This window comes from Gilliamella sp. X-60, from assembly GCF_057063585.1.
Window position 1 is genome coordinate 36,227 of the sequence record NZ_JBXSQJ010000017.1, and the last position, 25,695, is coordinate 61,921.

Consider the following 25,695-nt stretch of genomic DNA (forward strand, 5'->3'; position numbering starts at 1 on the left):
CAACTTTCTTTTATTGAACTTCGCCGAGGTTATCGGCGAATTGAGATAATTAACTAAAGACAAAAATCCTTAATTAGTCTTTCTATAGTTACTTTGGTTGGTTTTAAAAAGTCCATTGAAATAAACTCATCCGGTTGATGTGCTTGTTCGATTGACCCCGGTCCTAATACAATTGTTGGCGAGATTTGATTTAAGTATGGTGCTTCGGTGCTATAGTTAACCGTTTCGGCACTATGGCCAACTAATTTTTCAATGTGCTGTAATGCGGGATGATCTTTTTTACATTCGTACCCCGGAATTGGCGCAACTTCATACTGTATCTCGATTCTATTTGGGTATTTATCCATAACGGGTTGTAGTGCTTCACAAAGAGCATGATAAAGTGAATCAACATCGTTATTGGGCAATGCACGAATATCAATCACAAGCTCACAACAACCACAAATACGGTTGGCCGCATCACCGCCATGAATAACACCTAAATTTAGGGTAGGGTAAGGTACGCTGAACCCGTCATTATGATATTGTTCTTTAAATTTTTGTTTTAGCACTAACAAGCGTTCAATGACTAAATTCATCACTTCGATAGCATTAATGCCTTTATCGGGATCGCTTGAATGTCCTGATTTACCAATCACTTTAATAGAATTAGAGATAAACCCTTTATGTGCGCGAATTGGGATTAACGATGTTGGTTCACCAATGATAGTGCAGTCAGGTTGTAGTTTGGTATTCTTGGCAAAAAATGCCGCACCAGCCATTGATGTTTCTTCATCGGCAGTGGCAAGGATATAAATGGGTTTAGTTAACTTTTTAAGATCAATATCACGCAGAGCATCTAAAATAAAGGCAAAAAAGCCTTTCATATCTGCGGTACCAAGCCCATACAGCTTATTATTTTCTTCGGTTAGTTTAAAAGGATCTTTAGTCCACTGCCCATCGTCAAACGGAACAGTGTCACTGTGTCCACTTAACAATAACCCGCCTTGTGTTTTATTTTCGCTGTTTGAATAAGTAGCTAACATATTATATTTATGGCGAGTATTAGGAACGGGTTGGATATCAATAACAAAACCTAAATCTTCAAACCAACTTGCTAACTTATCGATAAGTGGTTTATTAGAATAATCTAATTGCTCGTTAGTAACGTTACTAATTGTTGGTGTTGAAATTAGCTCGTTATACAGTGTTAAAAAAGATGGTAGTGTCATAAAATTACCTTATAAGAAATCAATCAAGATATATCGATTAAGAATTTTATAAGCATAGCATTTACTTTATCATTTGCATATAAATAACCCTGTTGTCCCAATTGATGTTTTACGTTTTGATGGTATTCAATATGCACATTAACTAATGCATAGTTAGCTGATTATGACTTAAATTCAATATTAAATTTGTTGATTACATCACCACATTGTTAATAAATTATTTGAAAATATAAAATAATAAGTCTTTTATTATAGGTAACTTATCAATTAGCAACAGGTATATCATACATTAGTGTGTCATGTAGTGATGTTATTAATTCCAGAACTATTAATAATATATAAAACCGCCCTGCTTAAATTAGAGTTTTTAGCTTTTATTGCGATTGTTTTATGAACAGATATTATTTGCCATAAACATTTGATACTATTTAAACAATGCAATTAATTAGACTATAACGATTTGTTATCTCGTTAAAATTTATTATGAATCGTTTTAAAAATAAGGTGTTATATGAAAAATATAAGCAGGAAGTGGATTGTTATTGCAGTTGTCATTGTTGCTGTTATTTTTATTTTATGGCAACAATTGAAAACCGATGGATATGGTTCAGATTTTATTAGTGGCAATGGACGTATTGAAGCGACTGAAATCAATATTTCAGCTAAATTAGCTGGTAGAATAGAAAAAATTAATGTTGATGAGGGCGATTTTGTTAAAGCCGGTCAAGCTTTAGTTGTCATGCAAACGGATACCTTACAAGCACAACTTAACGAAGCCCAAGCACAACATCGACAAGCGGTCAGTAATGAGGCAAGTGCTAAAGCGCAAGTAGCATTAAAAATGAGTGATAAAGTTGCGGCACAAGCAGGTGTAAGCCAAAAAGAAAGTGACTTAGATATCGCCTCAAAACATCTACAACGAACTACCGCCCTATATCAAAAAGGCGCAATATCAATTCAACAATTTGATGATGATACTGCTAAAGTAAACAATGCTAAAGCAGCATTAGATTCTGCAAAATCACAAGTTACTGCTGCTGATGCGGCAATTGCTGTAGCCGAAGCGGGTGTTGATAGCGCCACATCGGCAATCAATGTTGCCAGCGCTAATATTAGAAGAATTCAAGCTGATATCGATGATAGTACTTTAATAGCGCCTGTTGATGGTCGTATTCAATATCGTATTGCTCAGTTAGGTGAAGTTTTACCGTCGGGCGGTAAAGTACTAAATTTAGTTAATTTGTATGATGTTTATTTAACTTTCTTTTTACCTGAAACTGTCGCGGGTAAGGTGGCTATTGGTGATGAAGTCAGACTTATTTTAGATGCGTTACCAGATAAAGCGATTTCAGCTAAAATTTCCTTTGTTTCAAGCGTTGCCCAATTTACGCCAAAAACCGTTGAAACAAAAGATGAACGTCAAAAATTGATGTTTAGAGTTAAAGCACAATTAAGCCCTGAATTATTAAAATGTTATATTACTCAAGTTAAAACAGGCTTACCTGGTGTGGCTTGGGTTAAGCTTGATCCTAAAACGCCATGGCCAGCTGGCTTATCTGATATTGCAAAATGTCCAACCAAATAATTGGAGATAGCAGATGTCAGATTCAGACAATAAGAATTTAGTTTTATTAAACGAAGCTAAATCCATTGATGATGCAGTGGCAAAAGTAAGCAATGTCACACTACATTACAAAAAAAACTGTGCACTCAATAATATTAATTTGACCATTCCACCGCGATGCATGGTGGGTTTTATTGGGCCTGATGGCGTGGGTAAATCGAGTTTATTATCGCTGATCGCTGGTGCGCATGTTATTCAAGAAGGCTTAGTGTATGTTTTAGATGGTGATATGAAAGATAAGTCGCACCGTAAAAATGTTTGTACACGTATTGCCTATATGCCGCAAGGATTGGGCAAAAACCTTTATCCTACTTTATCGGTTGAAGAAAATTTGCAATTTTTTGCTCGTTTGTTTGGCAATGATGTGGCTGAGCGTCGTCGCCGTATTGATGAATTAACGCGTAGTACTGGATTATACCCATTTTTATCAAGACCGGCAGGGCGACTGTCCGGTGGTATGAAACAAAAAGTTAGCTTATGTTCGGCGTTAATCCACGATCCTGATTTGTTAATTCTTGATGAACCCACAACGGGGGTCGATCCGCTCTCAAGAGCCCAATTTTGGCAGTTAATTAACAAAATTCGTAAACAAAGGCCGCAAATGAGTGTGATTGTGGCAACCGCCTATATGGATGAAGCCCAAAACTTTGATTGGTTAGTTGCGATGTATGGCGGTAAAATTCTTGAAACTGGCACACCAAACTCATTACTAGCTAAGACAGCAAAAGATAATTTAGATGATGCATTTATTCAGCTCATGCCAGAAAGCGCTAGACAAGGTTATCAAACTGTCGAAATTCCACCTTTAGATCTTAATAAAGATTTACAACTTGCTATAGAAGCAAAAGATTTAACGAAACAATTCGGTAATTTTATTGCTGTTGATCATGTTAATTTTTCAATTAAACAAGGTGAAATATTTGGCTTTTTAGGCTCAAATGGCTGTGGTAAATCAACCACCATGAAAATGTTAACGGGTTTATTACCGATTTCATCAGGTGAGGCATGGTTATTTGGTAAACCGGTTGATGCAAGTGATATTAATGTTAGGCGTCATTTAGGATATATGTCTCAAGCATTTTCTTTATATAGTGAGTTAACGGTCAAACAAAATTTAGTTCTACATGCACGTCTGTTTGGTATTGAAGAAAGTAAAATTTCCACTCGTGTTGAAGAATTACTGAAACGTTTTGGTTTAGAACAGGACGCAGAAAATCTGCCCGATAGTTTGCCTTTAGGGGTAAAGCAACGGCTTTCATTGTCAGTTGCTGTTGTGCATAATCCGCAAATTCTTATCCTTGATGAACCAACATCAGGTGTTGACCCCATTGCTCGTGATGATTTTTGGCGTTTGATTATCGAACTTTCTAGAAAAGATAAAGTAACGGTGTTCATCACAACTCACTTTATGAATGAGGCTGCAAGATGCGATAGAATTTCATTAATGCATGCGGGTAAAGTATTAGCAAGCGATACGCCAGATAACATTATCAGCTCCAAAAATGCTAAAACACTAGAAGAGGCCTTTATTAACTATCTTGTTGATGCAGGGGCTGATGATAGTAATGCAGAAGAACACGCTGTTGAACCAACAAAAGAAATACTCAATCAAGCAACAAAAACATTACCAAACAATCACCTTCAAGGATTTAGCCTTACCCGTATGATAGGTTGTCTATGGCGTGAGACTCTTGAATTATCTCGCGATCCTTTGCGAGCATTATTAGCGTTATTAGGCTCAGCAATTTTAATGTTGGTTATGGGATATGGCATTACGATGGATGTTGAGGATCTGCGTTTTGCTGTGCTTGATCGCGATCAAAGTGTAATCAGCCAAAATTATACTCTAAATTTGTCGGGCTCTAAACGTTATTTTATTGAAAGGGCACCTATCACTGATTATAACGATATGGATGCGCGGTTACGCAGTAATGACATTGCTTTAGCGATTGAAATTCCACTAAATTTTGGTCGTGACATACAACGAGGCGATCCCGTTGATATTGCCATTTGGATTGATGGGGCAATGCCAGTACGTGCCGAAACAATCAAAGGCTATGTGCAAGGCATGCATCTTGCTTGGTTAAGTGAAAAAGTAAAAGAAGTAACAGGAAAATCCTCAACTAGCTTGGCAAATATAGAAACAAGATACCGTTATAATCCTGATATCAAAAGCTTACCTTCCATGGTACCGGCGGTAATACCTATTTTATTATTAATGATTCCATCAATGCTGGCAGCTTTATCGGTCGTACGTGAAAAAGAGATGGGTTCGATTATCAATTTATATGTAACACCAGTAACTAAAGCTGAATTTTTGCTAGGCAAACAAGTGCCTTATATCATTATTTCTATGTTTAGCTTTTTATTATTGTTATTTATGGCAATCACCATTTTTGGTGTGCCTGTAAAAGGAAGCTTGTTTACTTTGTGCCTAGCTGCATTTGCTTACTGTATTATTTCAACTGGTTTTGGTTTGTTGGCTTCGACTGTCACCCGTAGCCAAATTGCCGTTATCTTTTTAACTTGCGTAGGGACAATGTTACCAGCAATTCAATTTTCAGGATTGCTCAACCCTGTCGCATCTCTAGAAGGCGGTGGCCGTTATATTGGCGAGGTGTATCCAACAACGCATATGCTAATTATTGCTCGTGGTGTGTTTAATAAAGCGCTTGATTTTATCGATCTGCATAATTCAATATTTGCTTTATTGGTCACAATCCCTATTGTGTTGGGTGCCAGTATTTTTCTTCTTAAAAAGCAAGAAGGATAGATATTATGCAAAGTTTAATTAATATTTATCGCTTAGGGATTAAAGAGTTATGGGGGTTATTGCGTGATCCTATCATGTTGCTATTAATTGCCTATTGCTTTACCTTTGATATTTATATTGCTGCAACGGCCACTTCTGACTCGTTACATCATGCCTCGATTGCAGTTGTTGACGAAGATAACTCCCCCTTATCAAGACAAATTATTACAGCCTTTTATCCGCCAATGTTTAATACTCCTGTTAAATTATATTCAATGAATGATGTCGATCATGGTATGGATACGGATAATTATACGTTTGCTTTAAATATTCCGCCTAATTTTCAGCGTGATGTGCTAAATAATCAAAGTCCAGAAATTCAACTCAATATTGATGCAACCAGAATGGGGCAAGCGTTTGTCGGAAATGGCTACATAACGCAAATTATTACTGGTGAAGTGACTGAATATGTCAACCGTTACAGTAAGGTAACAAATTTGCCTGTTAATATACAAGTGCATACTGCTTTTAACCCTAATTTAACGCGATCTTGGTTTGGTTCGGTCATGGAAATTATCAATATTGTGACAACATTATCTATTATATTAACGGGTGCTGCCTTAATGAAAGAGCGCGAACATGGTACGATTGACCATCTTCTTGCCATGCCTGTTACCCCTTTGGAAATTATGATATCCAAAGTATGGTCAATGGGGCTTGTGGTATTAATATCAACTTGGGTAGCGTTGTTACTTGTTGTTCATAGTTGGCTAAATGTCCCAATTGCAGGTTCGGTAACTTTATTTTTAATTGGTGCAGCGCTACATCTTTTTGTGACAACGTCACTTGGCATCTTTATGGCAACAGTAGCAAAATCTACTGCGCAATTCGCAATGTTACTTATTTTAATTTTGTTACCGTTACAAATGCTATCTGGGGGAAGTACTCCGCGCGAAAGCATGCCAGAAATTGTGCAAAATATTATGATGTTTGCTCCAACAACCCATTTTGTTGAATTAGGGCAGGCAATATTGTATCGAGGTGCTGGCTTAAGTATGGTTTGGACTTCGTTCGCATGGTTATTGGCAATTGGTACCGTGTTCTTTTTAATTGCTTTAAGGCGGTTTCGTAGTTCAATTGTGAATATGGGATCATAATATCCCATATTTTATTGCAAAATTAGTACTATTATATTTTTAGTCACAGTTACTATTTATTGTACTTTTAAATATATACAATATTTTTTGCTCAAGCTGATAATTTTGTTGAACTGGATTTAGTTTTTATAATCGGTAAAGTAAATCAGCTATTTAACCAATGGCAATTCATCCCAACGAGTGGTATATCGCTGGCTTAGTAACTCTCGCTTTATTTGCCATGGTGCTGATTTTTGGATTCCTCCTAACTGAATTGTGTTTTTTCCCATTTTTTGATTAATTGAATCAATTGTCTTCATCAACATGTCACTTTTACGCTGCAATAAATGTGCTGGTTCAGTAATGAAAAAGTCAGGTTGGGAATAACTATTTTTAGCTTTTAAATCCAGTAACATAACGCCTGATTTCATAAATGAAAAATCTTGCCGATAAATTACCTGTAAACCCTTTTGCGCAGCTTGAATAATTAATCGCGAATCGTTTGTTGGAAAAGCAAGGGGTATCACAATGGAGGGATGATATTGTGATGTGTTTGTACAAAATTGATTTGTTTTTAAAAAAACAAGAACAGCATTAGTTACTGATTGTTGTTGCCTTAGTTTTTCGGCTGCACGACTTGCATTTATACGGATTGCTTCTTGCAAATCAAATAATTCACCGGTTAGTTTGCCAAAACTACGCGAGATCATAATGTTCTTTTTAGGGAAAGATAGATCATCTAATTCAATACAGCTAGTGCCTTGTAATTCCAACACGGTTCGTTCTAATACTACCGAAAATTTTTGTTTAATCTGTGTTAGATTTGCTTGCTTTAAATCCCAAGCTGTATAAATTCCTAAATTTTGTAATTTTTTAGCAGTATGTCGACCTATGCCCCAAATATCATGGATAGCAAATGTTTTTAATATTTTTGTGAGCGATTTTCGCTCTGTGGGTAAACAATAAACATTTTGATAAATAGCTTGCTTTTTGGCTATGTGATTAGCTAACTTTGCTAAAGTTCGAGTCGGTGCGATGCCAATACTGACAGGTATCCCTGTATCACGCTTTATGATTTCTTTTAATTTTAGGCAATGAGATATTACATCGGTAAATCCATTTAATTGGATAAATGCTTCATCAATAGAATAGAGTTCAATATTTGACGTATAATTTCGTACAGTATCAAAGACACGCTGGCTCATATCGCCATAAAGTTCGTAATTGGAGCTTAGTAGAGTAATTTGCTGACGAATTTTAGAGGGAATTTGATAAGCAGGCATTCCCATAGGAACAAGTTGCTTTAATTCATGGGAACGAGCAATAACACAACCATCATTATTTGATAAGATACCGATTGGTTTTCCTTCTAATTTAGGATTAAACACGCGTTCGCATGAAACATAAAAATTATTACAATCAATCAACCCAATTATACATGCGCTCGTTTTCGTAATGAATGAATGGTGTGTATTACAATACCCCAAATGTGTACCTCTTTTCCAGTCAAAGATATAGGCTGAAAAAGCTCATTACCCGACAATAAATAAGGTTGATCTTCAATTGTTCCCAAACATTTACAAGTAAGTTCACCATCAACAGCTGCGATCACAATATCATCAATTTTCGGTTCTAAAGCTCGGTCAACAATTAACAGATCACCATTAAAAATACCATAGCCAATCATAGAGTCGCCTGCCACTTTAATATAATATGTTGCGCTAGGGTGTTTTACTAAATGTTCGGTTAAATCAAGTTTCGTTTCTAAATAATCATCGGCTGGTGAGGGGAATCCTGCTCTGACTGGGATATCAACCAAAGATAAGTGATTTTTGATAGTAGCATCAGCGGTACCAATTACAAGACAATATTTACTCAAGAAAATTCTCCTAAAAATCAACGTGCAAATTTACACCACGTTACAAGATTCGTGATAAAATACGGCATATGTATAAATATACAGTGTAGAATTTTTGATTCAATAAAAATCAGTGTAAAAAAATAGAAATAGAGTAAAAATCATTGCGTCCCTTTGCTGTAATTATTAGATATGCAATCATTATTGATATATTTAGACTGATAGTTGAGTGGCATATTTTATATTGTGGTAATTGATAAAATAGTCTCTCCTAATTAAATTGATACAATTTGTATTACCGATTTTACAATGCTACATAAATGATTTACATTGTATTAAAATTTTATTAATTAATTTAAAACATATTTCACAGTATCTTGAATTATTTATTCACTGCCATATATATAGTTTCTAGTAACATGATTTTTAAGTAGTAAATTAAATATATAGATTAGTCAATTTATTATCTATATTGATGATGTTTTTATGACCGAAAAGATCGCATAAAAAAATTACTATTTAGGTTAATTCGATCGCATATTGATTTTTACCATAATTTGATAATTGCTTTATTAGTTTAAATTATATTTGTTTTTTTATAGGTAAAATTTATGTTTATTGATTTTTATCAAAAAAAATTTTAATGTTTTTGGTGTTTTTAAGTTAGTTGGCCTTTCTTGATTTACACAAGGTTGAGAAGAATAAGTATAATACTTTCCAAGTTACGATATTTGACGTTTAAATATACCAAGAGTTGTTATATTAATAATGTCTTTATTTTAATACGCTAAAAACAAAATAGCGTTAAGTTATATCAAGTTTTAAACAAGGTGGAATGTAGTTTTGCAAATATAGTTTTGTAGTTAATAGTGTATATTCGATTTTGTTATCCCTTATTTTTGCTCGGTCATAAATAAAAAATCTAGTCCAAAGTTACCGACCCATTACCGAATTTGTATTTCAAGTAATATTATTTTAGGAGTTTTAAAAAATGAATTTAATCTGGTCAGCAGTTGGGCAAGTTGTTAGTTCTTGTCTTCCGGTCTTTTTGTTAATTTTTCTTGGTTGGTTATGTGTACAACAAGGAATTTTTTCAAAAGATTCTAAAAAATTATTATCAGGACTTGTATCAAACTTTGTTTTTCCTGCATTGCTTTTTGTGCATACGTCTCATGCCAAACCATCACAAATATTTAATGGTATTTGGATGATTGCCTTTTTCTGCACTATGTCATTTTTATGGATAATTTGCTTTTTAACCAATAAATACATTTTGCATAAAGAGTTAAAATCAACAGCAATGAATGCAATGCTTTGCTGTTTTCCAAATATGGGCGGAATGGGGGTGCCTTTTTTAACGTTGATGCTTGGGGCAGCTTCTACCATTTCGGTCGCGATTGCTAATTTTGTTGTCGCATTATCATTGATCCCAATGACAATCTTTTTATTAGAACTTTGTGATACTAAATTATCTGGCGGTAAAGTCACCGGCGATATGATTTTTAGTGCGGTAAAAAATTCGCTCATGAAACCGATGTTTTTAGCCGTGATTTTAGGGCTAATTGTTAGTGTCACCGATGGAACCCAATGGTTACCTCATTTTGTATTTAACACTTTTGATATTATGTCAAATGCCTGTAACTTTATTTCGCTTATTGCGGTAGGTGTTGGTATTCATGGCGTTAAATTGAAATTATCTAAACCATTATTGATCAATATTGTATTGAAAAGTTTTATTACACCAATTGTTGCACTTATTGCCGTATATCTATTTGGTATCACAGGGATGGAAGCAGAAGAGCTAGTATTCCTATTGGCAATGCCAACGGCATCAACAGCAGTTATTTTGGCTTATAATTGGAATGTTGAGCAAGAACAAGCATCAAGCATTTTCTTTGCATCAACGGTTCTATCTATCTTTATTTTACCAACTTTATTACTTATTATGGATTTCACCATTCCTGGTGTTGCTTAATAAATAAAAACTAGGCATTGATGCCCTCGTTTAGTTTTAAATGAGGGCATTTTTATTACCCATTATACGCTGCTTGCAAGCGACTTTTCTTTAATTACCAATGCAACCACAGAACAAACACACCCACCAATAGATTTAATTAATAAAATCCCAAATAAATCTGAAAATTTACAAAAAATAAGAAGTATTGATTTATCTGGTAATGTTACAGAGGTTAGATCATTTATTATCAATAATTTAAAATTAAATTCCTTTATTTTTAAACGTGTGGAAGTCGTAGAATATAACAGTTGGGGATTAAGTTTTTCTAGCGATAACTCTAATAATAACGAGAATGAAAATATGGAACACCTAGTAATTGGACTAGGTTTGTTTGATGGTTATGTGTTAACTATTAATTATCCTGAAAGTAAAATAATAGTATCGGATAAAACGGATATTTCTGCTGACTTAGATAAAAAATGGATTCCAATTCCCTTTCATCTCAATGATGAAGGTTTAGTCATTGAGATGTCTGATGGTATAAAAGGTTATAAAATGATTTTAGATAGTGGAGCCACTATGTCAGTCATAAAAGAGCAATCCCTGTCACCTAAAACGATTAAAATAAATGATGATGAAAGTGATTATAAATTTGTCAATAATGTTGCTAATGATAATATCAAAGCTGTTATATTGGACTCCCTTCCTGCTGAGTTCCAGTCTGATGGATTGATCGGATTTGATTTTCTAAGTAAAAATATAGTTAAAATTGATTTCAAAAATAAGAAACTCTGGATTCAAGCAGTAGCAAAAAAATAATTTTATAGCGAACTTTAACATATTTAATTGAGTTTTCGCATTTGATACTCACTAATAAATAGTTTCATGAATATACAAAATTAAAGTAAAGATATTTAAGCATTAATATGTTTACTCTTAATATATTTTCTTTATCCCATTTAGCTTTTAAATCATCCTCGATAAGATCATCATAACAGCATTTTTCAACAATGAGAAATGTCCACATGGTAATCAAAAAAACACCCAAAATTTGCATTATGGCTAGTGCTAGTTAGTGGCACTTGCACAGTGAGAACAAACTGAGTAATGATATTACAAGGCAGTTAACGATAATTGAAAATCGTATTAACGTGCAAGTGAGTAAACCTGTCACCGAACGCCATCGTTATTATTTTGATTATAAAAGATTAATGTAAGACATAAATACGATAAAGCAAGGCATTAATCGCTATCAAAATCCTATTCGGGCACAACCGCATGCTCCAGTCATTTTTACAGTGGAATATCATACAGAGGATAAACCATGAGTTGGTTTGGCATTACGAACGGCAATTCAGCTAAAGCCATAATAAAACTCTCCTTTAGAAATCAAACTAAAAGGCAGAATTATTATATAAAATAAGATGTTCGTTTAAAACGATAAAAGTGTACTAGCTCGAACTCAAAGTGTACTAAAAATTGTATTAAATTTAAGTCCTGTGGGTATGTTTGGATACACTTCAGTATATGAAAAACAGCTAATGAATTGGAGCGGGAAACGAGGTTCGAACTCGCGACCCCGACCTTGGCAAGGTCGTGCTCTACCAACTGAGCTATTCCCGCATAGGTAAGAAGTGGTGCCCGGGGCGAGACTTGAACTCGCACGGCCAAAAAGGCCGAGGGATTTTAAATCCCTTGTGTCTACCGATTTCACCACCCGGGCTCAAAGCTGATTACTAAGAAGTAATTCGTTTTGAATGCAGTGCATTTTACCGATCTTATGATTTCAGTCAATAAAAATTTTAAATTAATCGTTTAACTGTTCAATGTTTGACTGATTGACGGTTTAAATAAAGTTATTTTTAATTTGAAAGGGGATGAGTAATTTTGTTTATACGAACTTTTTGAACAAAACTACTCATATAAAAAGATATTTAGATGGAAATATTAACCAAAAGTTATTCTTCTTCTAATAAATCGCTATGTGCTATCCATAAATATTGTAACATTGATAATAGCGTTAATACTGTTGCAATAAATAATGCTGCAAGACCTGCGTAAATAACAATGTCACAAGGGCGCCAAAGTAGCCAAGTTAGCGCTGTCATTTGTGCTATCGTTTTGATTTTACCAATTGATGAAACGGCTACATTGTTGCGTTTGCCGATTTCAGCCATCCATTCACGTAAGGCCGATACTATAATTTCGCGCGAAACGATAATAATTGCTGGAATTGAGATCCACCATGCTTGGTAATATTGGGTAATTAAAACTAGTGCAATTGTTACCATGATTTTGTCGGCGACTGGATCTAAAAATGCGCCAAACTTAGTTGTTTGACCTAAGCGACGAGCAAGATAACCATCTAATACATCAGTCACGGCAGCAATTAAAAAAATCAATGCAGAAAAAAAACCAGACCATTTATAGGGAAACAAATAAAATGCCAACACAAAAAAAGGGATTAAAATAACTCGAAATAGTGTTAAGGCTGTTGGAAAATTAATTTTCATGTGACATAAACTCTTTTTTTATTTTATTAATCAATGCATTAGAGATTGATAAAAAACAGTCTTTTCTTAATGGTTATGTTGCCTGAAATATGTTATTTTTTCAATGTGTTATTGTTGTAAATTTAGATAAATTTTTTCAGCTAATGATTTTGATATACCTTGCACTTGAGCTATTTCGTCAATACTGGCACTTTTTAACTCTCTTAATCCGCCAAAATGTTTGAGTAACGCTTGACGTCTTTTGGCACCAATACCTTCAATATGCTCTAATGCACTGTCAGTAAGTTGCTTTGTCCCTTTTTTACGCTGACCTACGATAGCATGATCATGTGATGCATTTCTAATTTGTTGAATAAGCAATAGTGCAGGGGAATGGTCATCAAGGTAATATCCCGTGCCATGAGCTTCAAAAAATAGTGTTTCTAATCCTTCTTTGCGCTCAGCGCCTTTAGCTACACCAATTAAAATAGGGTGATTTTTGTTCCAATTAACATCCAATTGTTCAAATACTTGTAGAGCTTGGCTAAGTTGTCCTTTACCGCCATCTATAAAAATAATATCAGGCACTTTTTCAGTTGGTAGCTCTTTTTTACTGTAACGGCGAGTTAATACTTGTTCCATTGCTGCATAATCGTCACCAGGTGTAATTCCGGTAATATTGTAGCGTCGAAACTCAGATTTAACCGGTCCCTTATCATCAAAAACGACACAAGATGCAATGGTATTTTTACCCATAAAATGGCTGATATCAAAACATTCCATTCGATTAATTTTGTCAATCCCCAAAAAGGCTTTCAATGCATCGTAACGTTGTTTAATAGTTGAGTTTGCTAGTAGTTTATTTTTAACCCCAGTTTGAGCATTCACGGTTGCGATATTGAGTAATTTAAGATTATCACCTTTGGGTTCATCAACCAGTTTAACTTGATGATCAGCAATAAGTGACAGTGTCTCTTCCATTGGTTGTTTATCAGATAACGAAAAATTAAGTAAAATCTTTTTAGGGATATTTCTATTTTGATTGCCTTGCAAATAAAATTGTCCCAAGAAGGTTTCAATAACTTCTTCTAGTTCGGTATTTGATGGTACTTTAGGAAAATAAGAGCGATGTCCAAAGGTTTGGCCATTTCGAATAAATAAGACATATATACAAGCCAAGCCTGATTCATAATGGAAACCAATGACATCAAGATTATCATTATTATTATATATAGCTTGCTTTTCATTAATATGTTTTATTGCTTGTAGTTGATCACGCAAAACCGCAGCCTTTTCAAAATTGAGCTCTTTACTGGCTTTTTGCATATCTTCGGTTATTTTTTGTAGTATTTGGTCTGATTGACCGGATAAAAATAACCTAACATAGTTAACTTGCTCTAGATAGTCTTCATCACTGACTAAACCTGGCACACAAGGACCTAAGCAACGTTTAATTTGATATTGCAGACAGGGACGAGTTCGATTTCGATAGGTTGTATTTAAACACTGTCTTATTGGAAACGTTTTTTGCAATAGTGTTAATATCTGTTTAACTGCATAACCACTAGGGTAGGGACCAAAAAATTCATCTTTTTTACGATTAATTGCTCCACGATAAAGGGATAGTTGAGGATGCCTCTCTTTGCTTAGTTTTATAAACGGGTAGCTTTTGTCATCCTTTAAAAGCACATTATATCGTGGTTGATGTTTTTTGATGTATGTTTGTTCAAGTAGTAGGGCTTCAGTTTCAGTATTGGTAATCGTAAATTCAACACGATGGATATGGCTAACAAGCATATCTGTTTTTAGTGTTTTTTTACTGCTATTAAAATAGCTTTTTAAGCGATTATTGAGATCTTTGGCTTTGCCCACATAAATAATCGTCTCTTTATCATTAAACATCTGATAAATTCCCGGTTTATGTGGGACTGTTTTCAAAAAGGATGTTGAATCAAATTGGTTCATATTAGTTTTCGAATGTGAGGGCTTTTTTCTCTATAACTCTCATAATGGTGCTCAGTAAGCCATTTATCAAGAGGTATATTAGCCCTGCAACCACAAAAATAGAAAAATCATAGTAATCACCATTTAATTGATTGCTATATCCCATAATATCCATCACTTGAATCATTGATACTAAGGCCGTGCCTTTAATCACGAAAACGACTTCATTTGAATAAGTTGAAAGAGCTCGCTTTAATGCATATGGCACGACAACTTTTAATGTTTGTTTTTTATTCATACCAAGCGCTTGACAAGCTTGCCATTGTCCTTGAGGTAAAGATTTTAGTGCACCATAAAAAATTTGTGTTGTATAAGCTGCACTATTGAGTGTTAAGGCTAAGTATGCACAAAACCAAGATGATGAAATAAGTTCATAAAGGACAGGCATTTTACTTAACGTATCACTAAATTGCGAAGGTCCGTAATAAATTAAAAATAGTTGGACAAGCAGTGGTGAACCCGTAAATAGAATAATATAAGTACGAATAACTTTAGTTAATACATTTGAATTTAATGATAATAAACATGCTAAGACGATTGCCAGTAATCCAGCCGATAGAATTCCCAAAATACCTAAGCTTAAAGTATTAGGTAGACCTTGTAGTATGATTTTAAGGTAATAAACAAAATTATCAGACATAATACGACCTTATTAACTTTTTGCTGATGTTGGTTGTTCAAAATAAGTTGAACGTTTTTCAATTCGTGATATTACTTTTTTGCTTAAAATAGAGATGATGAGATAAATAATCATTGCGATGATATACCATAAAAAAGGTTGGTTTGTTCGAGCAATAATGGTTTTAGTTTGCATCATTAAATCATTAATTGCGATGGTCGAAACCAGTGCGGTATCTTTTAACAAAATTAACCACTGATTACTTAATCCAGGTAAGGCATGACGCCACATTTGTGGCATTATAATACGGAAGAATGTGCGTGATTTACTAAGTCCAAGTACTTGGGCAGCTTGTCTTTGTCCGTTGGGAATTGCCTTGAATGCACCGCGAAGCGTTTGTGACGCATAGACTGCATATAATAGTGAAAGTGCAGCTACACCACATAAAAAAGGGTTAATATTAAAATTTTGAATATCGAGTTGTATTGTTAATGAGGCGAAGTAAAAATTAATTGTAAATCCATCATTTAATAATATGAGCAATAAGGGTAACCCATTATAAATGGCGACGACAATTAATAGTTCAGGTAAAGCTCGAATCGTTAAATTAAACAGAGACATTAACCATGCAATTGGTTTGAATGGAGCCGATTCTAATAGAGTAAAAATAAAGGCAAAAAACATACCTATAACTAACGATACCAATGCTAATGATAATGTAATTGATGTAGCTTGCGTTAGTGGCAAGATATATCCATCCATCAAAGGTAGGATCCAGTTTGTTCCATTTGTTAGAAAGTCTGACATAAAAAAACCGTTGTTAAATTAAAAAATAAACTCGCCGCAAAGTATGCGGCGAGATCATAGCGAAGTCGAGTTTTACTGTTTAAAAATTATTTGTTAAACCATTTTTTATAAATAGCATCTAATTCACCATTTGCTTTGAGTTTATCCAGAGCTTGGTTAAATTGATTTAGTAATTGATCATTGCCTTTACGAACAGCAATACCTAAACCTTCACCAAAAAATTCATGATCAGTGATTTTATCACTTAATGGGACAATATCAGAATCTTTACCTAGCCATTCACCAGCGACAATTGAACTTGATACGATTGCATCAATTCGTTTAGCCTTTAAATCTAAAAAAGCAAATTGATAACTATCGTAACTGACTTGTTTAATATCTGGGAATTTTTCATTCAGATATTTTGGATAAGTTGTTCCTTTTTGAATGCCAACAGTTTTACCTTTTAATTGCTGAAGGTCAGTTAATGTATCTTTTAATGTAATGAATTGAATTGAGCTATCATCATAATAAATGTTGGTAAAATCAACTTGCTTTTGACGTTCTGGCGTAATATCAATTCCAGCTATAGCAGCGTCAATTCGACGAGTTCTTAAGCTTGGAATCAAGCCATCAAATGATTGATTGACAATTTTGCATGAGACTTTTATCTCATCACAAACTTTATTAATCACATCAATATCGAAACCAATGATTTCATTTTTTTCATTAGTAAATTCAAAAGGCGCATAAGTTGCTTCTGTGCCAATTGTTAAAGTATCTGTTGCTTGAGCTACAAACGCTGTTCCTGCAAGAAAAATGGCTAGTAACGTTTTTTTCATATATCCACCTAAATTTATTTTAATTAATGTGACAAATAAGCTTTAAACTCTTCAGTTTGAGGATGAGCAAAACACTCCAGTTGTCCTTGCTCAATAATCTTACCGTGCTCCATATAAATGACTTGTGAAGCAACTTTACGAGCAAAATCGACTTCATGTGTAACAATAATTTGTGTAATTCCCGTTTCAGAAAGTTCATTAATAATTTCAGCAATTTGTGATGTGATTGCAGGATCTAATGCTGCTGTTGGCTCATCAAATAATAATATTTGAGGTTCCATCATTAATGCCCTAGCAATAGCGACACGTTGCTGTTGACCGCCCGAAAGATGAAGAGGATAACGTTTTGCCATATCATCAATTTGTAATCTGTTTAAAATAGCCATCGCTTTATCGCTAGCTTCTTTTTTAGATAACTTTAATATTTGGCAAGGTGCTTCAATCAAATTTTCTAGCACCGTCAAATGTGGCCATAAATTGTAGTTTTGAAACACCATTCCTACATTTTTACGAAGATGACGAATTGTTGATTCACTGATTTTTTCAGAAAAATCAAAATGTGAATTGGCAATAGTCATCTGTCCTGATGTCGGTATTTCAAGTAAATTAAAAACTTTTAATAAAGAGCTTTTTCCAGCGCCACTCTGACCAAGTAATACAATGGTCTCACCAAGTGGATAGCAGAGAGAAACATCATTTAAGGCCTGGTGCTTACCATAAAAACAGTTAATATGGTTTAATTCAATATTCATTGTTAGTTATACATTTTTTTAAAGCGATAATTGATTAAATATTACATTTTTTTGCATAATAATGCAATCTAATTTATTAGACCATTAGTTTTTTGCTTTCTTTTTATACTAAAACGTATGCTTTTCTGAAACTTTTTGACGTAATTTTATCCCTAAGGATGACTACTGGGCATTAGAGAGGATGGGAATTGTAGGACCAAGATATTTAGGTTCTTTTTTCAGAACATAAAGATCAATAAAAGCACCAACTCGAGCAAACATCTCACGAATTCTGACTAACTTCATACTTTTAGGGGAAGGAACAGCAAAACATTGTGCTTGTATATCTTGTGCTAGAGCAATAAAAATCGCTCGTTCACAATGAAACTCTTGAGTAATAATCGTAAAATCATTTGCATCAAATACTTTATTGGCTCGAATAACAGAATCAAAAGTTCGGAATCCAGCATAATCTAAAACAATTGAATTACTAGGAATACCTGCTTTTATCAAATCTTTCTTCATAGTAATGGGTTCATTGTAACTCAAAAGGGCGTTATCACCACTTAGTAATAGATAATCAACTTTGTTTTGCCAATAAAGATCAATTGCTCCATTAATGCGATTACGGTAAAAATCATTTAAGCCACCACCTCGAACATACTTTGAGGTACCAAGCACAACGCCAATTGCTCGATAGGGCAATTGGTTTTCATCATGATAAATATAAGGGGCTGTTTTATAGCTGATCCAATAATCTAAACTGGCAATTGCCATTATTGAAACCAAACAGAAACTAGCTATATAAGCAATAAGCTTTTTTAATTTCATGCTAAAACCAGTTAAAAATAAATACCATTATTGGAAATAAAAACGGTGCTGTCAATGATGTCATGATGCCACATAAAACCAAGGATAACGAACTATATGCACCTTCATTATAATCAACTTCGATACAACGAGCGGTTCCAACAGCATGTGAGATCGCACCAATTGATAATCCTCTCGCTGGTGCTGATTTTATTTTTACCAAATTCAATATTTGATGGCCAAATATGCCACCTAGCGTACCAACTAGTATCACACAAAGTGCAGCGATAGATGGTATTCCTCCTTGATTATCCGCAATTGTTACAGCAATAGCTGTGGTCACCGATTTCGGTAAAACCGATGCAGCAATTTCAGTATTTCCACCTAGCCAAAATACAATACAAACACCTGTCATCATTGAAGAAAGCGAAGCGATAAAAGTAATGATCATAATTGACTTCCAACGTGCTTTAATTTGTGGAATAAGTTCATATAAAGGATAGGCGAGGGCAACAACAGAATAAGGCAATAAATCATTAATGATTTGCACGTTATCAACGTATTGTATATAGCTTGTGTTGGTGATGAGTAGTATTGGAATTAAAACTATGACCGAAATCACTAAAGGGTTAAATAACGGATTTTTTATTTTAAACGATATTTTTCGAATAACGAGAAAAACACAAAGCGTTAATGGTAGCATCCATATCATGGTTGATATTCCTCATCTTTTCTTTTTGGTACGACCTTATGACATTGTTCCGTTAAAAAAGCAGTTACAAGTAATACGATGAATGATCCACCAACACAGCCAAATATTATCGGTATCCAATTTTGCAATAAAAGTGAATAATTATCCATTATTCCCATTGCAGCAGGAATGAAAAGTAATGTCATGTAACGCATGAATAGATTACAGCTATTTTTGATCCAACAGGTGGGAATTAGTTGAAAGGCAAGTAAGAAGAATAGAATTAACAAACCGATAATACTGCCAGGAATCATTATAGGTAATATTTTAGAAATAATATCACCGCCCCATAGACAGAGAGTTAATATGACCAATCCTCGACCATAACTGAAAAGTGTATAGTACAATGAATATAATCGATGTTTGATGGTGGCGTGCTTAGCTAGAAAATGTTTCATAACGTAAATTTAATCTTAATTTAAAATTATGATTATTATGCCTATAGTTAGTGTGAAAGTAGGTTTATTTGCATATATGATACGCCCGTCAAAATTAATTACCAACTAAATAATGGCAATAATGATAAAGTTGTTTAATGATTGCAAGTTTCTCTGACTGTTGAATATAAGTTTCTGCATATTGTTCCAATGTTAATAAGTAATCTTGGATTTTTTGAACATGAAGTTTATCACGACAATAATTCTTCCAGATAATCTGTTCATGTTCTGTTAATGTCTGTGGATAATTTCGTGCTTTGTATCGAAAAAATAGTGTTGCTAAACGCGGATCATCAAATGTTATTGATAAACTATCTAATAAATGAACAGGGGTTGTTCGCACAGTATCACAGCGTAACTTATCCTGATTATTAAAAAATTTCCCGTAAATTTGAGCATCAACATCAGAATTAATAGTATTAATAGGGTTATTATCATCGATATTAAATAACGCCTGCATTTTATCTTGTAATAATTTTTGATTTTGTAATAGTTTTTGTTGGTTGATTAAGCATTGCTTTATATCAATGTTAAATCGTTCGGCGTTTTCAGGTAATAAGGTTTTTAATGGTGCAATAATAGGGCATTTATTGGTATGAACCAATTTTAAAGGTATTCGTGCTTCGCCCAGTTGGAGATCTTCAGTTTTTGTGTACAATTTTTCTTTTATTTGCTCGACAGGTAATTCAATTAAGAGATCAATATCTCCAGTTAAATCACAAATAATAGCGGCATTATTTTGTACTGGATGCCAAGTTATAGGTGCAACTACAGATAGATTTCCACGGTGACTACCTAACATGCCAGATACGTGAACTAGTGGCGTGATATTAACCACATCAATAAGTTCAGCAACTCTATTTTTTTTACGTAATTGGAAAAAATAATCAAATAATTTAGGCTGCTTTGCTTTTATTAATTTAGCCATTGCAATAGTCGCATAAACATCAGACATCGCATCATGTGCATGTTCATGCTTAATATTGTTCACTTTTGTTAAATGCTCCAAACGAAAACTTGGTAAGCCTGCATCATTTGTTGGCCAATTAATTCCTTCTGGTCTTAGTGCATAACAAGCTCGCACTACATCAAGCAGATCCCATCTGGAATTTCCATTTTTCCAACTATAGGCGTAAGGATCATAAAAATTACGATATAAAATATTACGAGTAACTTCATCATCAAAACGAATATTATTATAGCCAAGAATACATGTATTTGGTTCACTAAAAGCTTGATGAATTAGGCGAGTAAATTCTGCTTCACAAACACCTTTTTGATTAGCTTCTTGAGGGGTAATTCCCGTTATTAGTACGGCTTCAGGATTGGGTAGATAATCTGGGGATTGATGACAATATATAACTAGAGGTTCTTCAATAATATTAAAATCCTTATCAGTTCGAACTCCAGCAAATTGTGCGGGACGATCTAATGCTGGATGAGTTCCAAAAGTTTCATAATCATGAAAGTAAAAAGTAGACTGTTCTTGGTCGTTTTTCATTGTGTAACTTTGCTCGTAATTGTTCTCTTATTTATTGAAATCCAATTGACTACAATTATTTTTTGCTAATTTTTTAATTATTTAAATATTTTTTATTCATTCACTTGCAAGTGGGAACAGAGTGTAGAAAATAGATGGAACTAAGTGATACAAAATTAAAATCCATATTAGATAATATTTTCTACAGGTTTATCATAATTAATAGACGATTAATATGTAAGAATATCACAAAAAGGAACAATTGCGTTTGGATTTCTTTCAGATAGAATGAAAAAACCTCCACAAATGTAGAGGAAAAAATATGTATCAACTCTGTGAGATAAAACCACGACAATATACCAATTAACTGTGTTTTTACAATTTGTTATATAGAATAACCTGTATAATTAGTCCTCAAATGTATCTATTAACAAAACACCTTAAAACGCGACACGGTCACTTTTAAGTAAATGAAAAAAATTAATCTTCAACCAGTCAGAAGTATTCTTGGATAATAAATCAGCAATAAATTAATATATTATCTGTCACGTTATTTTAACATGTGAATTAATGAGCTGGCGCACTTTCAATAATATTCGCTAATTTTTCAAGTGTTAGTCTTAAAAATTTTGGCATAGCTTCTAACTCAATAGAATCCATTAAATTTTTAACATATAGTCCTAATTCAGTGTCACCTTCAACAATCAAGCGACGCTGGAAGAATAGGGTATCGGGATCTTGACGTCTAGTCGCTATCATAATTAAATCATTAGCATTACCGATAAAGCTCACATCAGCAATTTCTTCTCGGCTTACAACTAATTTATTTTCGATCAAACTTACAAACCAGATAAGCCCTAGATCAGTAACTTCTATTTTAAGCCAACGATTTTCTAAAAAATCAAGATCGCCATCTTCTAGGGAATGTTCAAATTGTAGCTGTAATAATTGTTCTATGGCTTGCTTTTTGACATTAAAAGGAATGCATCGTAAGGTAAGCCCCAAAATATGGGGCCCATTATTGACAAACTGTGAATGAATCTTGTTTAGAATTTGGCTTTTTGCTCCAATCATTTATGCTTCCCCAGAAATCATTTTTTCATAAATGTCTAAGTCGGTATTTAAATGTTCAAAAACTTCTTCGCTTACTTCGTTACGAATTTTCATTTGTAACAAAGCTGTCCGTTCCGCACCAATTGCAACCAGACGCATGCGTCTTTCTAGGTTTTCTGCTTCAAGTGCTTTTTTCTCTAAACCTTTAAGACCTGTTCGACGTCTTAATGATCCAATAACACGTGAACCGACTTCATGTATTATTTCTTGATCCATACTATCTTCAGTTGTTTCTTGTAGCAAATTGTTTTGCATTTTTTCCAAGCTAACAATTGCTTCTTCTGCCATATGACCCTTTACAGTTAAAATTTCATTAGCTTGTTCTGAATTATCTAAAATAACACTACCTCGTAACAAAATAGGTAATATGATAACTGCTGCAATCAATGAAATTAAAATTATACCTGTTGCAATAAAAACAAGTTGATAACGACCACCAATTGTCATTGGAATAGATAACACACCAGCTAGAGTAATCGCGCCTCTAACACCAGCAAATGTCGAAATTAAAAGATCTCTTGTTGAGTATTCTCTAAATGCAAGAGGGCGTTTTGTGCCAAATGGCATGGCTGGTAGATGTTTCATTGACCACAACCAGGCGAATCGCGTTCCCATTAATACCGCAAAAACAAATAAAACAATTAAACATAATTGCCATACTTCAATTGAGGTATCAATCTGGTTTTCGGCGAAAGTATTGTTCAGAATGCTTGGTAACTGAATACCTAATAAAACGAATACAAATCCATTAAAAACGAATGTTAGCATTGACCATGTGCTATCTGATTGCAAACGCGCAGTTAATGGTGCATTTCGCATCATACCAGAATGATTAACTGTCATACCTGCACTTACTGCTGCTAAAATACCAGAACAATGACATTCCTCGGCAATAATGTAAGCGGCAAATGGGAGTAAGAATAATAATACAATTTGAATTGCAGGGTCATTGTGAGTCAGCTGATTTATTTTACGTAAAATACGTGCATATAGCCAAGTAAATAAAACGCCAATAGCTAAGCCACCAAGCGCAACTATAAAAAATTGCATACTCACATCAAAGATGTTAAATACTGCATCACCAACTGCAATAGCAATAGCAAATTTTAAAGACACCAAACCTGAAGCATCATTCATCAATGCTTCACCTTCGATGATCTCCATTTTCTCTTTTTCAATGCGTCCTTTCCCCACAATTCCACTTAATGCTACAGCATCTGTTGGCGATAAAACTGCAGCTAGTGCAAATGTTGCTGCTAATTCAACTCCTTTTGGTAACATCCAATAAAGTAAATAACCAACAGCGACAATTGTGATTACAACTAAAACTAGTGCTAGTCCAACAATTTCTCTGACATTGTGCACAAAGTCTTTTACCGATGTTTTACGTCCATCAGCAAACAGTAGTGGTGGAATGAATAAAACAAGAAATAATTCTGGGTCGAATTTTACATAAACACCAAAGGCAGCCAATATACAACCTAACAATATTTGCATTAGTGGCAATGGAATTTGTATTGGTAACATTTTAATAACGACGCCAGAAAGTGATACAATTAATACTAGTAGCAAAATTATTGAAAAAAGATCCATAGCTTCTCTTTTATTTATCCTATAATCCTATTGTTTGTATTGATTATAGCGGAATTTGAGCTAGATTTCAGGTGAAAATTTGAAAAATTTATTTCTTTTTGTGTTGTGTGTAATTATTAATCAAAAATATAATTTAAAGGCATTTTAATGGAAGGTTGGCAAAGAGCATTTATACTACATACTCGTTTTTACACTGAAAGTAGTTTATTAGTTGATTTATTCGTTGAAAATGTCGGAAAAATAACGGTGTTAGCCAAAGGGGCTAGGAGAAAAAGTTCAGCATTGAAAGGCATGTTGCAACCTTTTACTCCGCTCATTGTACAATATTCAGGTCAAGGTGAAATAAAAACATTGCGGCAAGTTGAAGCTATGTCATTGGCATTACCGTTAGTATCTGTTTTCTTATATAGCGCATTTTATTTAAATGAGCTATTACATCGAGTTTTAGTTGCAGAAACAGAAATGCCAACTCTTTTTGATGATTATTTAGCAAGCTTGCAACAATTAGCCCAACAAATTCCTGCTGAAAATGTGTTGCGAGCTTTTGAATTATCGTTATTAGAAAATTTAGGGTATCACATTGATTATTTTCATTGCTGTGTAACTGGTGATGATATTGTTAAATCGATGCATTATCAATACCAAAGCGAAAAAGGTTTTATTAGTAGTTTATTACAAAATAGTACAAGCTTTACAGGGGAGCAAGTTTTAGCTTTGGGAAAACGTCAATTTAATAATGACTGTACGTTAAAAGCGGCTAAACGGTTTACCAGAATGGCGTTAAAACCTTATGTAGGATCAAAACCATTTAAAAGTAGAGAGCTATTTTTAAAAATCTAATCTTACTGATGTTTGTCAGTAACCCATGCTTATTTTGATAATTTGTATCTTGGCGTAGGAATTACTCGCGTTGTTTACTGTAATTTAAAAAAATTGTAATGAATATACATCGCCGTATCAAAGGTGAATGATATGGGTCTCTATCATAAAGAAAAATAACCGTTACCGATTGACAAAACACTTTGTGGTCAGTCGTCCGACTATTTATAACTTATCATGCGCTAAAGAAAGTCAGATTGAAGTTATTCGCCCTCGTACCCGTAAGAAGGAACGTTATAAAACCATCTTTTATGGCATTGTCAAAACAGGTTGAGTTATTTTCTACGTCAGTTTTGTGCTCACGATGGAGCATTTGCATTTACACTACTATTCATATTTTATGACTATATTTTTGTAAAAAATATTCAGGATTCTATACCGTTTCGTAATTAATTCAGAATTGGTAGTATCTATTGGTTAGAACCTTATTTATAACTATCCCCTAAAATAGTACAGCAAAAAAGTAGAAAATTCTCTATGATAAAAGTAAAGGGGATTTAATTATGAAAAAAATGACTGAACATCAGATTGTATCTATTTTAAAAGAAGCTGAAGCCGGTATTCCTGTCAAGGAGCTCTGTCGTAAATATGGCATGGGTAATTCAACTTTCTATAAATGG

24 protein-coding genes and 2 tRNA genes are annotated in these 25,695 nt (G+C 33.9%); 9 read left to right on the plus strand and 17 right to left on the minus strand.

The window, feature by feature from the left end; translation table 11 throughout:
• Nucleotides 1-53 precede the first annotated feature (53 nt).
• A complete protein-coding gene (argE, locus tag ACYIAM_RS09415) occupies nt 54-1,211 on the minus strand; it encodes an acetylornithine deacetylase (protein ID WP_483748078.1) in 1,158 nt (385 codons plus the stop codon).
• A gap of 511 nt (nt 1,212-1,722) precedes the next feature.
• Between argE and ACYIAM_RS09420 the strand changes: the two genes are divergently transcribed.
• From ACYIAM_RS09420 to ACYIAM_RS09430, 3 genes are read left to right on the plus strand one after another with little or no spacing between them, the layout of a single operon-like run.
• Complete coding sequence (locus tag ACYIAM_RS09420) at nt 1,723-2,796, plus strand: HlyD family secretion protein (protein WP_174797428.1); 1,074 nt, start codon at nt 1,723-1,725, stop codon at nt 2,794-2,796.
• 13 nt (nt 2,797-2,809) lie between these two features.
• Nucleotides 2,810-5,608 carry a ribosome-associated ATPase/putative transporter RbbA gene (rbbA, locus tag ACYIAM_RS09425; RefSeq protein ID WP_483748079.1) on the plus strand — a complete coding sequence of 933 codons (2,799 nt, stop codon included), beginning with the start codon at nt 2,810-2,812 and terminating at the stop codon, nt 5,606-5,608.
• 5 nt (nt 5,609-5,613) lie between these two features.
• Nucleotides 5,614-6,744: an ABC transporter permease gene (locus tag ACYIAM_RS09430; protein ID WP_483564158.1), complete on the plus strand. Its 1,131-nt coding sequence runs from the start codon at nt 5,614-5,616 to the stop codon at nt 6,742-6,744.
• A gap of 149 nt (nt 6,745-6,893) precedes the next feature.
• Here the strand turns inward: ACYIAM_RS09430 and ACYIAM_RS09435 are convergent, their stop codons facing one another.
• Together ACYIAM_RS09435 and ACYIAM_RS09440 are read right to left on the minus strand one after the other, a co-directional pair.
• Nucleotides 6,894-8,210: a Y-family DNA polymerase gene (locus ACYIAM_RS09435; RefSeq protein ID WP_483748080.1), complete on the minus strand. Its 1,317-nt coding sequence runs from the start codon at nt 8,208-8,210 to the stop codon at nt 6,894-6,896.
• Nucleotides 8,156-8,602, minus strand: coding sequence for a LexA family protein (locus ACYIAM_RS09440; RefSeq protein ID WP_202984988.1), 447 nt, complete (start codon nt 8,600-8,602; stop codon nt 8,156-8,158). Before ACYIAM_RS09440 ends, ACYIAM_RS09435 begins: the two co-directional genes overlap by 55 nt.
• Nucleotides 8,603-9,572: 970 nt before the next feature.
• Between ACYIAM_RS09440 and ACYIAM_RS09445 the strand changes: the two genes are divergently transcribed.
• From ACYIAM_RS09445 to ACYIAM_RS09455, 3 genes are all read left to right on the plus strand, one after another.
• Nucleotides 9,573-10,556, plus strand: coding sequence for an AEC family transporter (locus ACYIAM_RS09445; protein WP_065637570.1), 984 nt, complete (start codon nt 9,573-9,575; stop codon nt 10,554-10,556).
• 342 nt (nt 10,557-10,898) lie between these two features.
• Nucleotides 10,899-11,357 carry a pepsin/retropepsin-like aspartic protease family protein gene (locus ACYIAM_RS09450; protein WP_174797424.1) on the plus strand — a complete coding sequence of 153 codons (459 nt, stop codon included), beginning with the start codon at nt 10,899-10,901 and terminating at the stop codon, nt 11,355-11,357.
• A gap of 410 nt (nt 11,358-11,767) precedes the next feature.
• A complete protein-coding gene (locus ACYIAM_RS09455) occupies nt 11,768-11,866 on the plus strand; it encodes a hypothetical protein (protein ID WP_483748091.1) in 99 nt (32 codons plus the stop codon).
• A 219-nt stretch (nt 11,867-12,085) separates the two neighbouring features.
• Here the strand turns inward: ACYIAM_RS09455 and ACYIAM_RS09460 are convergent.
• The 14 genes from ACYIAM_RS09460 to ACYIAM_RS09525 form a co-directional block, all read right to left on the minus strand.
• Nucleotides 12,086-12,161: transfer RNA gene (locus ACYIAM_RS09460), tRNA-Gly, on the minus strand.
• Nucleotides 12,162-12,173: 12 nt separating this feature from the next.
• Nucleotides 12,174-12,261 (minus strand) — tRNA-Leu (locus tag ACYIAM_RS09465).
• A 235-nt stretch (nt 12,262-12,496) separates the two neighbouring features.
• Complete coding sequence (gene pgsA, locus ACYIAM_RS09470; protein ID WP_174786729.1) at nt 12,497-13,051, minus strand: CDP-diacylglycerol--glycerol-3-phosphate 3-phosphatidyltransferase; 555 nt, start codon at nt 13,049-13,051, stop codon at nt 12,497-12,499.
• 108 nt (nt 13,052-13,159) lie between these two features.
• Complete coding sequence (gene uvrC, locus ACYIAM_RS09475) at nt 13,160-14,995, minus strand: excinuclease ABC subunit UvrC (protein ID WP_483748081.1); 1,836 nt, start codon at nt 14,993-14,995, stop codon at nt 13,160-13,162.
• A 1-nt stretch (nt 14,996) separates the two neighbouring features.
• Nucleotides 14,997-15,674 (minus strand): arginine ABC transporter permease ArtM, encoded by a 678-nt coding sequence (artM, locus tag ACYIAM_RS09480; RefSeq protein ID WP_483748082.1) that lies wholly within the window; start codon nt 15,672-15,674, stop codon nt 14,997-14,999.
• 12 nt (nt 15,675-15,686) lie between these two features.
• Nucleotides 15,687-16,415: an arginine ABC transporter permease ArtQ gene (artQ, locus tag ACYIAM_RS09485; protein WP_483748092.1), complete on the minus strand. Its 729-nt coding sequence runs from the start codon at nt 16,413-16,415 to the stop codon at nt 15,687-15,689.
• 131 nt (nt 16,416-16,546) lie between these two features.
• Nucleotides 16,547-17,281, minus strand: coding sequence for a transporter substrate-binding domain-containing protein (locus ACYIAM_RS09490; RefSeq protein ID WP_483748083.1), 735 nt, complete (start codon nt 17,279-17,281; stop codon nt 16,547-16,549).
• 23 nt (nt 17,282-17,304) lie between these two features.
• Entirely contained in the window at nt 17,305-18,033 is a 729-nt protein-coding gene (gene artP, locus ACYIAM_RS09495) for an arginine ABC transporter ATP-binding protein ArtP (protein ID WP_483748084.1), read from the minus strand.
• A gap of 162 nt (nt 18,034-18,195) precedes the next feature.
• Nucleotides 18,196-18,843, minus strand: coding sequence for an ElyC/SanA/YdcF family protein (locus tag ACYIAM_RS09500; protein ID WP_065637560.1), 648 nt, complete (start codon nt 18,841-18,843; stop codon nt 18,196-18,198).
• A 1-nt stretch (nt 18,844) separates the two neighbouring features.
• Entirely contained in the window at nt 18,845-19,534 is a 690-nt protein-coding gene (locus tag ACYIAM_RS09505; RefSeq protein WP_483748085.1) for a CidB/LrgB family autolysis modulator, read from the minus strand.
• Nucleotides 19,531-19,971, minus strand: coding sequence for a CidA/LrgA family protein (locus ACYIAM_RS09510; RefSeq protein ID WP_483748086.1), 441 nt, complete (start codon nt 19,969-19,971; stop codon nt 19,531-19,533). The genes ACYIAM_RS09505 and ACYIAM_RS09510 overlap by 4 nt, the downstream gene beginning before the upstream one ends.
• 94 nt (nt 19,972-20,065) lie before the next feature.
• Nucleotides 20,066-21,511, minus strand: a complete 1,446-nt coding sequence (gene sbcB / locus ACYIAM_RS09515; RefSeq protein ID WP_483748087.1) for an exodeoxyribonuclease I — start codon at nt 21,509-21,511, stop codon at nt 20,066-20,068.
• 546 nt (nt 21,512-22,057) lie between these two features.
• A complete protein-coding gene (ubiT, locus tag ACYIAM_RS09520; protein ID WP_174797472.1) occupies nt 22,058-22,543 on the minus strand; it encodes a ubiquinone anaerobic biosynthesis accessory factor UbiT in 486 nt (161 codons plus the stop codon).
• Between the two features lie 21 nt (nt 22,544-22,564).
• Entirely contained in the window at nt 22,565-24,196 is a 1,632-nt protein-coding gene (locus ACYIAM_RS09525) for a Na+/H+ antiporter (RefSeq protein WP_174797415.1), read from the minus strand.
• A 147-nt stretch (nt 24,197-24,343) separates the two neighbouring features.
• Here ACYIAM_RS09525 and recO point away from each other — a divergent pair, with 147 nt between their 5' ends.
• The 3 genes from recO to ACYIAM_RS09540 form a co-directional block, all read left to right on the plus strand.
• On the plus strand, nt 24,344-25,036 hold the full coding sequence (recO, locus tag ACYIAM_RS09530) for a DNA repair protein RecO (RefSeq protein WP_483748088.1): 693 nt from the start codon (nt 24,344-24,346) through the stop codon (nt 25,034-25,036).
• Nucleotides 25,037-25,163: 127 nt separating this feature from the next.
• Nucleotides 25,164-25,349: a hypothetical protein gene (locus ACYIAM_RS09535; protein ID WP_174797413.1), complete on the plus strand. Its 186-nt coding sequence runs from the start codon at nt 25,164-25,166 to the stop codon at nt 25,347-25,349.
• Between the two features lie 229 nt (nt 25,350-25,578).
• Nucleotides 25,579-25,695: transposase (locus ACYIAM_RS09540; protein WP_483747552.1), on the plus strand; the 117-nt coding region annotated here is incomplete at its 3' end.

What these genes read in the sequence shown, in the direction of transcription:
- argE (WP_483748078.1), bottom strand. Translation starts at nt 1,211, where the DNA reads ATGACACTACCATCTTTTTTAACACTGTATAACGAGCTAATTTCAACA.
- ACYIAM_RS09420 (WP_174797428.1), top strand. Translation starts at nt 1,723, where the DNA reads ATGAAAAATATAAGCAGGAAGTGGATTGTTATTGCAGTTGTCATTGTT.
- rbbA (WP_483748079.1), top strand. Translation starts at nt 2,810, where the DNA reads ATGTCAGATTCAGACAATAAGAATTTAGTTTTATTAAACGAAGCTAAA.
- ACYIAM_RS09430 (WP_483564158.1), top strand. Translation starts at nt 5,614, where the DNA reads ATGCAAAGTTTAATTAATATTTATCGCTTAGGGATTAAAGAGTTATGG.
- ACYIAM_RS09445 (WP_065637570.1), top strand. Translation starts at nt 9,573, where the DNA reads ATGAATTTAATCTGGTCAGCAGTTGGGCAAGTTGTTAGTTCTTGTCTT.
- ACYIAM_RS09450 (WP_174797424.1), top strand. Translation starts at nt 10,899, where the DNA reads ATGGAACACCTAGTAATTGGACTAGGTTTGTTTGATGGTTATGTGTTA.
- pgsA (WP_174786729.1), bottom strand. Translation starts at nt 13,051, where the DNA reads ATGAAAATTAATTTTCCAACAGCCTTAACACTATTTCGAGTTATTTTA.
- uvrC (WP_483748081.1), bottom strand. Translation starts at nt 14,995, where the DNA reads ATGAACCAATTTGATTCAACATCCTTTTTGAAAACAGTCCCACATAAA.
- artM (WP_483748082.1), bottom strand. Translation starts at nt 15,674, where the DNA reads ATGTCTGATAATTTTGTTTATTACCTTAAAATCATACTACAAGGTCTA.
- artQ (WP_483748092.1), bottom strand. Translation starts at nt 16,415, where the DNA reads ATGGATGGATATATCTTGCCACTAACGCAAGCTACATCAATTACATTA.
- ACYIAM_RS09490 (WP_483748083.1), bottom strand. Translation starts at nt 17,281, where the DNA reads ATGAAAAAAACGTTACTAGCCATTTTTCTTGCAGGAACAGCGTTTGTA.
- artP (WP_483748084.1), bottom strand. Translation starts at nt 18,033, where the DNA reads ATGAATATTGAATTAAACCATATTAACTGTTTTTATGGTAAGCACCAG.
- ACYIAM_RS09500 (WP_065637560.1), bottom strand. Translation starts at nt 18,843, where the DNA reads ATGAAATTAAAAAAGCTTATTGCTTATATAGCTAGTTTCTGTTTGGTT.
- ACYIAM_RS09505 (WP_483748085.1), bottom strand. Translation starts at nt 19,534, where the DNA reads ATGATATGGATGCTACCATTAACGCTTTGTGTTTTTCTCGTTATTCGA.
- ACYIAM_RS09510 (WP_483748086.1), bottom strand. Translation starts at nt 19,971, where the DNA reads ATGAAACATTTTCTAGCTAAGCACGCCACCATCAAACATCGATTATAT.
- sbcB (WP_483748087.1), bottom strand. Translation starts at nt 21,511, where the DNA reads ATGAAAAACGACCAAGAACAGTCTACTTTTTACTTTCATGATTATGAA.
- ACYIAM_RS09525 (WP_174797415.1), bottom strand. Translation starts at nt 24,196, where the DNA reads ATGGATCTTTTTTCAATAATTTTGCTACTAGTATTAATTGTATCACTT.
- recO (WP_483748088.1), top strand. Translation starts at nt 24,344, where the DNA reads ATGGAAGGTTGGCAAAGAGCATTTATACTACATACTCGTTTTTACACT.
- ACYIAM_RS09535 (WP_174797413.1), top strand. Translation starts at nt 25,164, where the DNA reads ATGATATGGGTCTCTATCATAAAGAAAAATAACCGTTACCGATTGACA.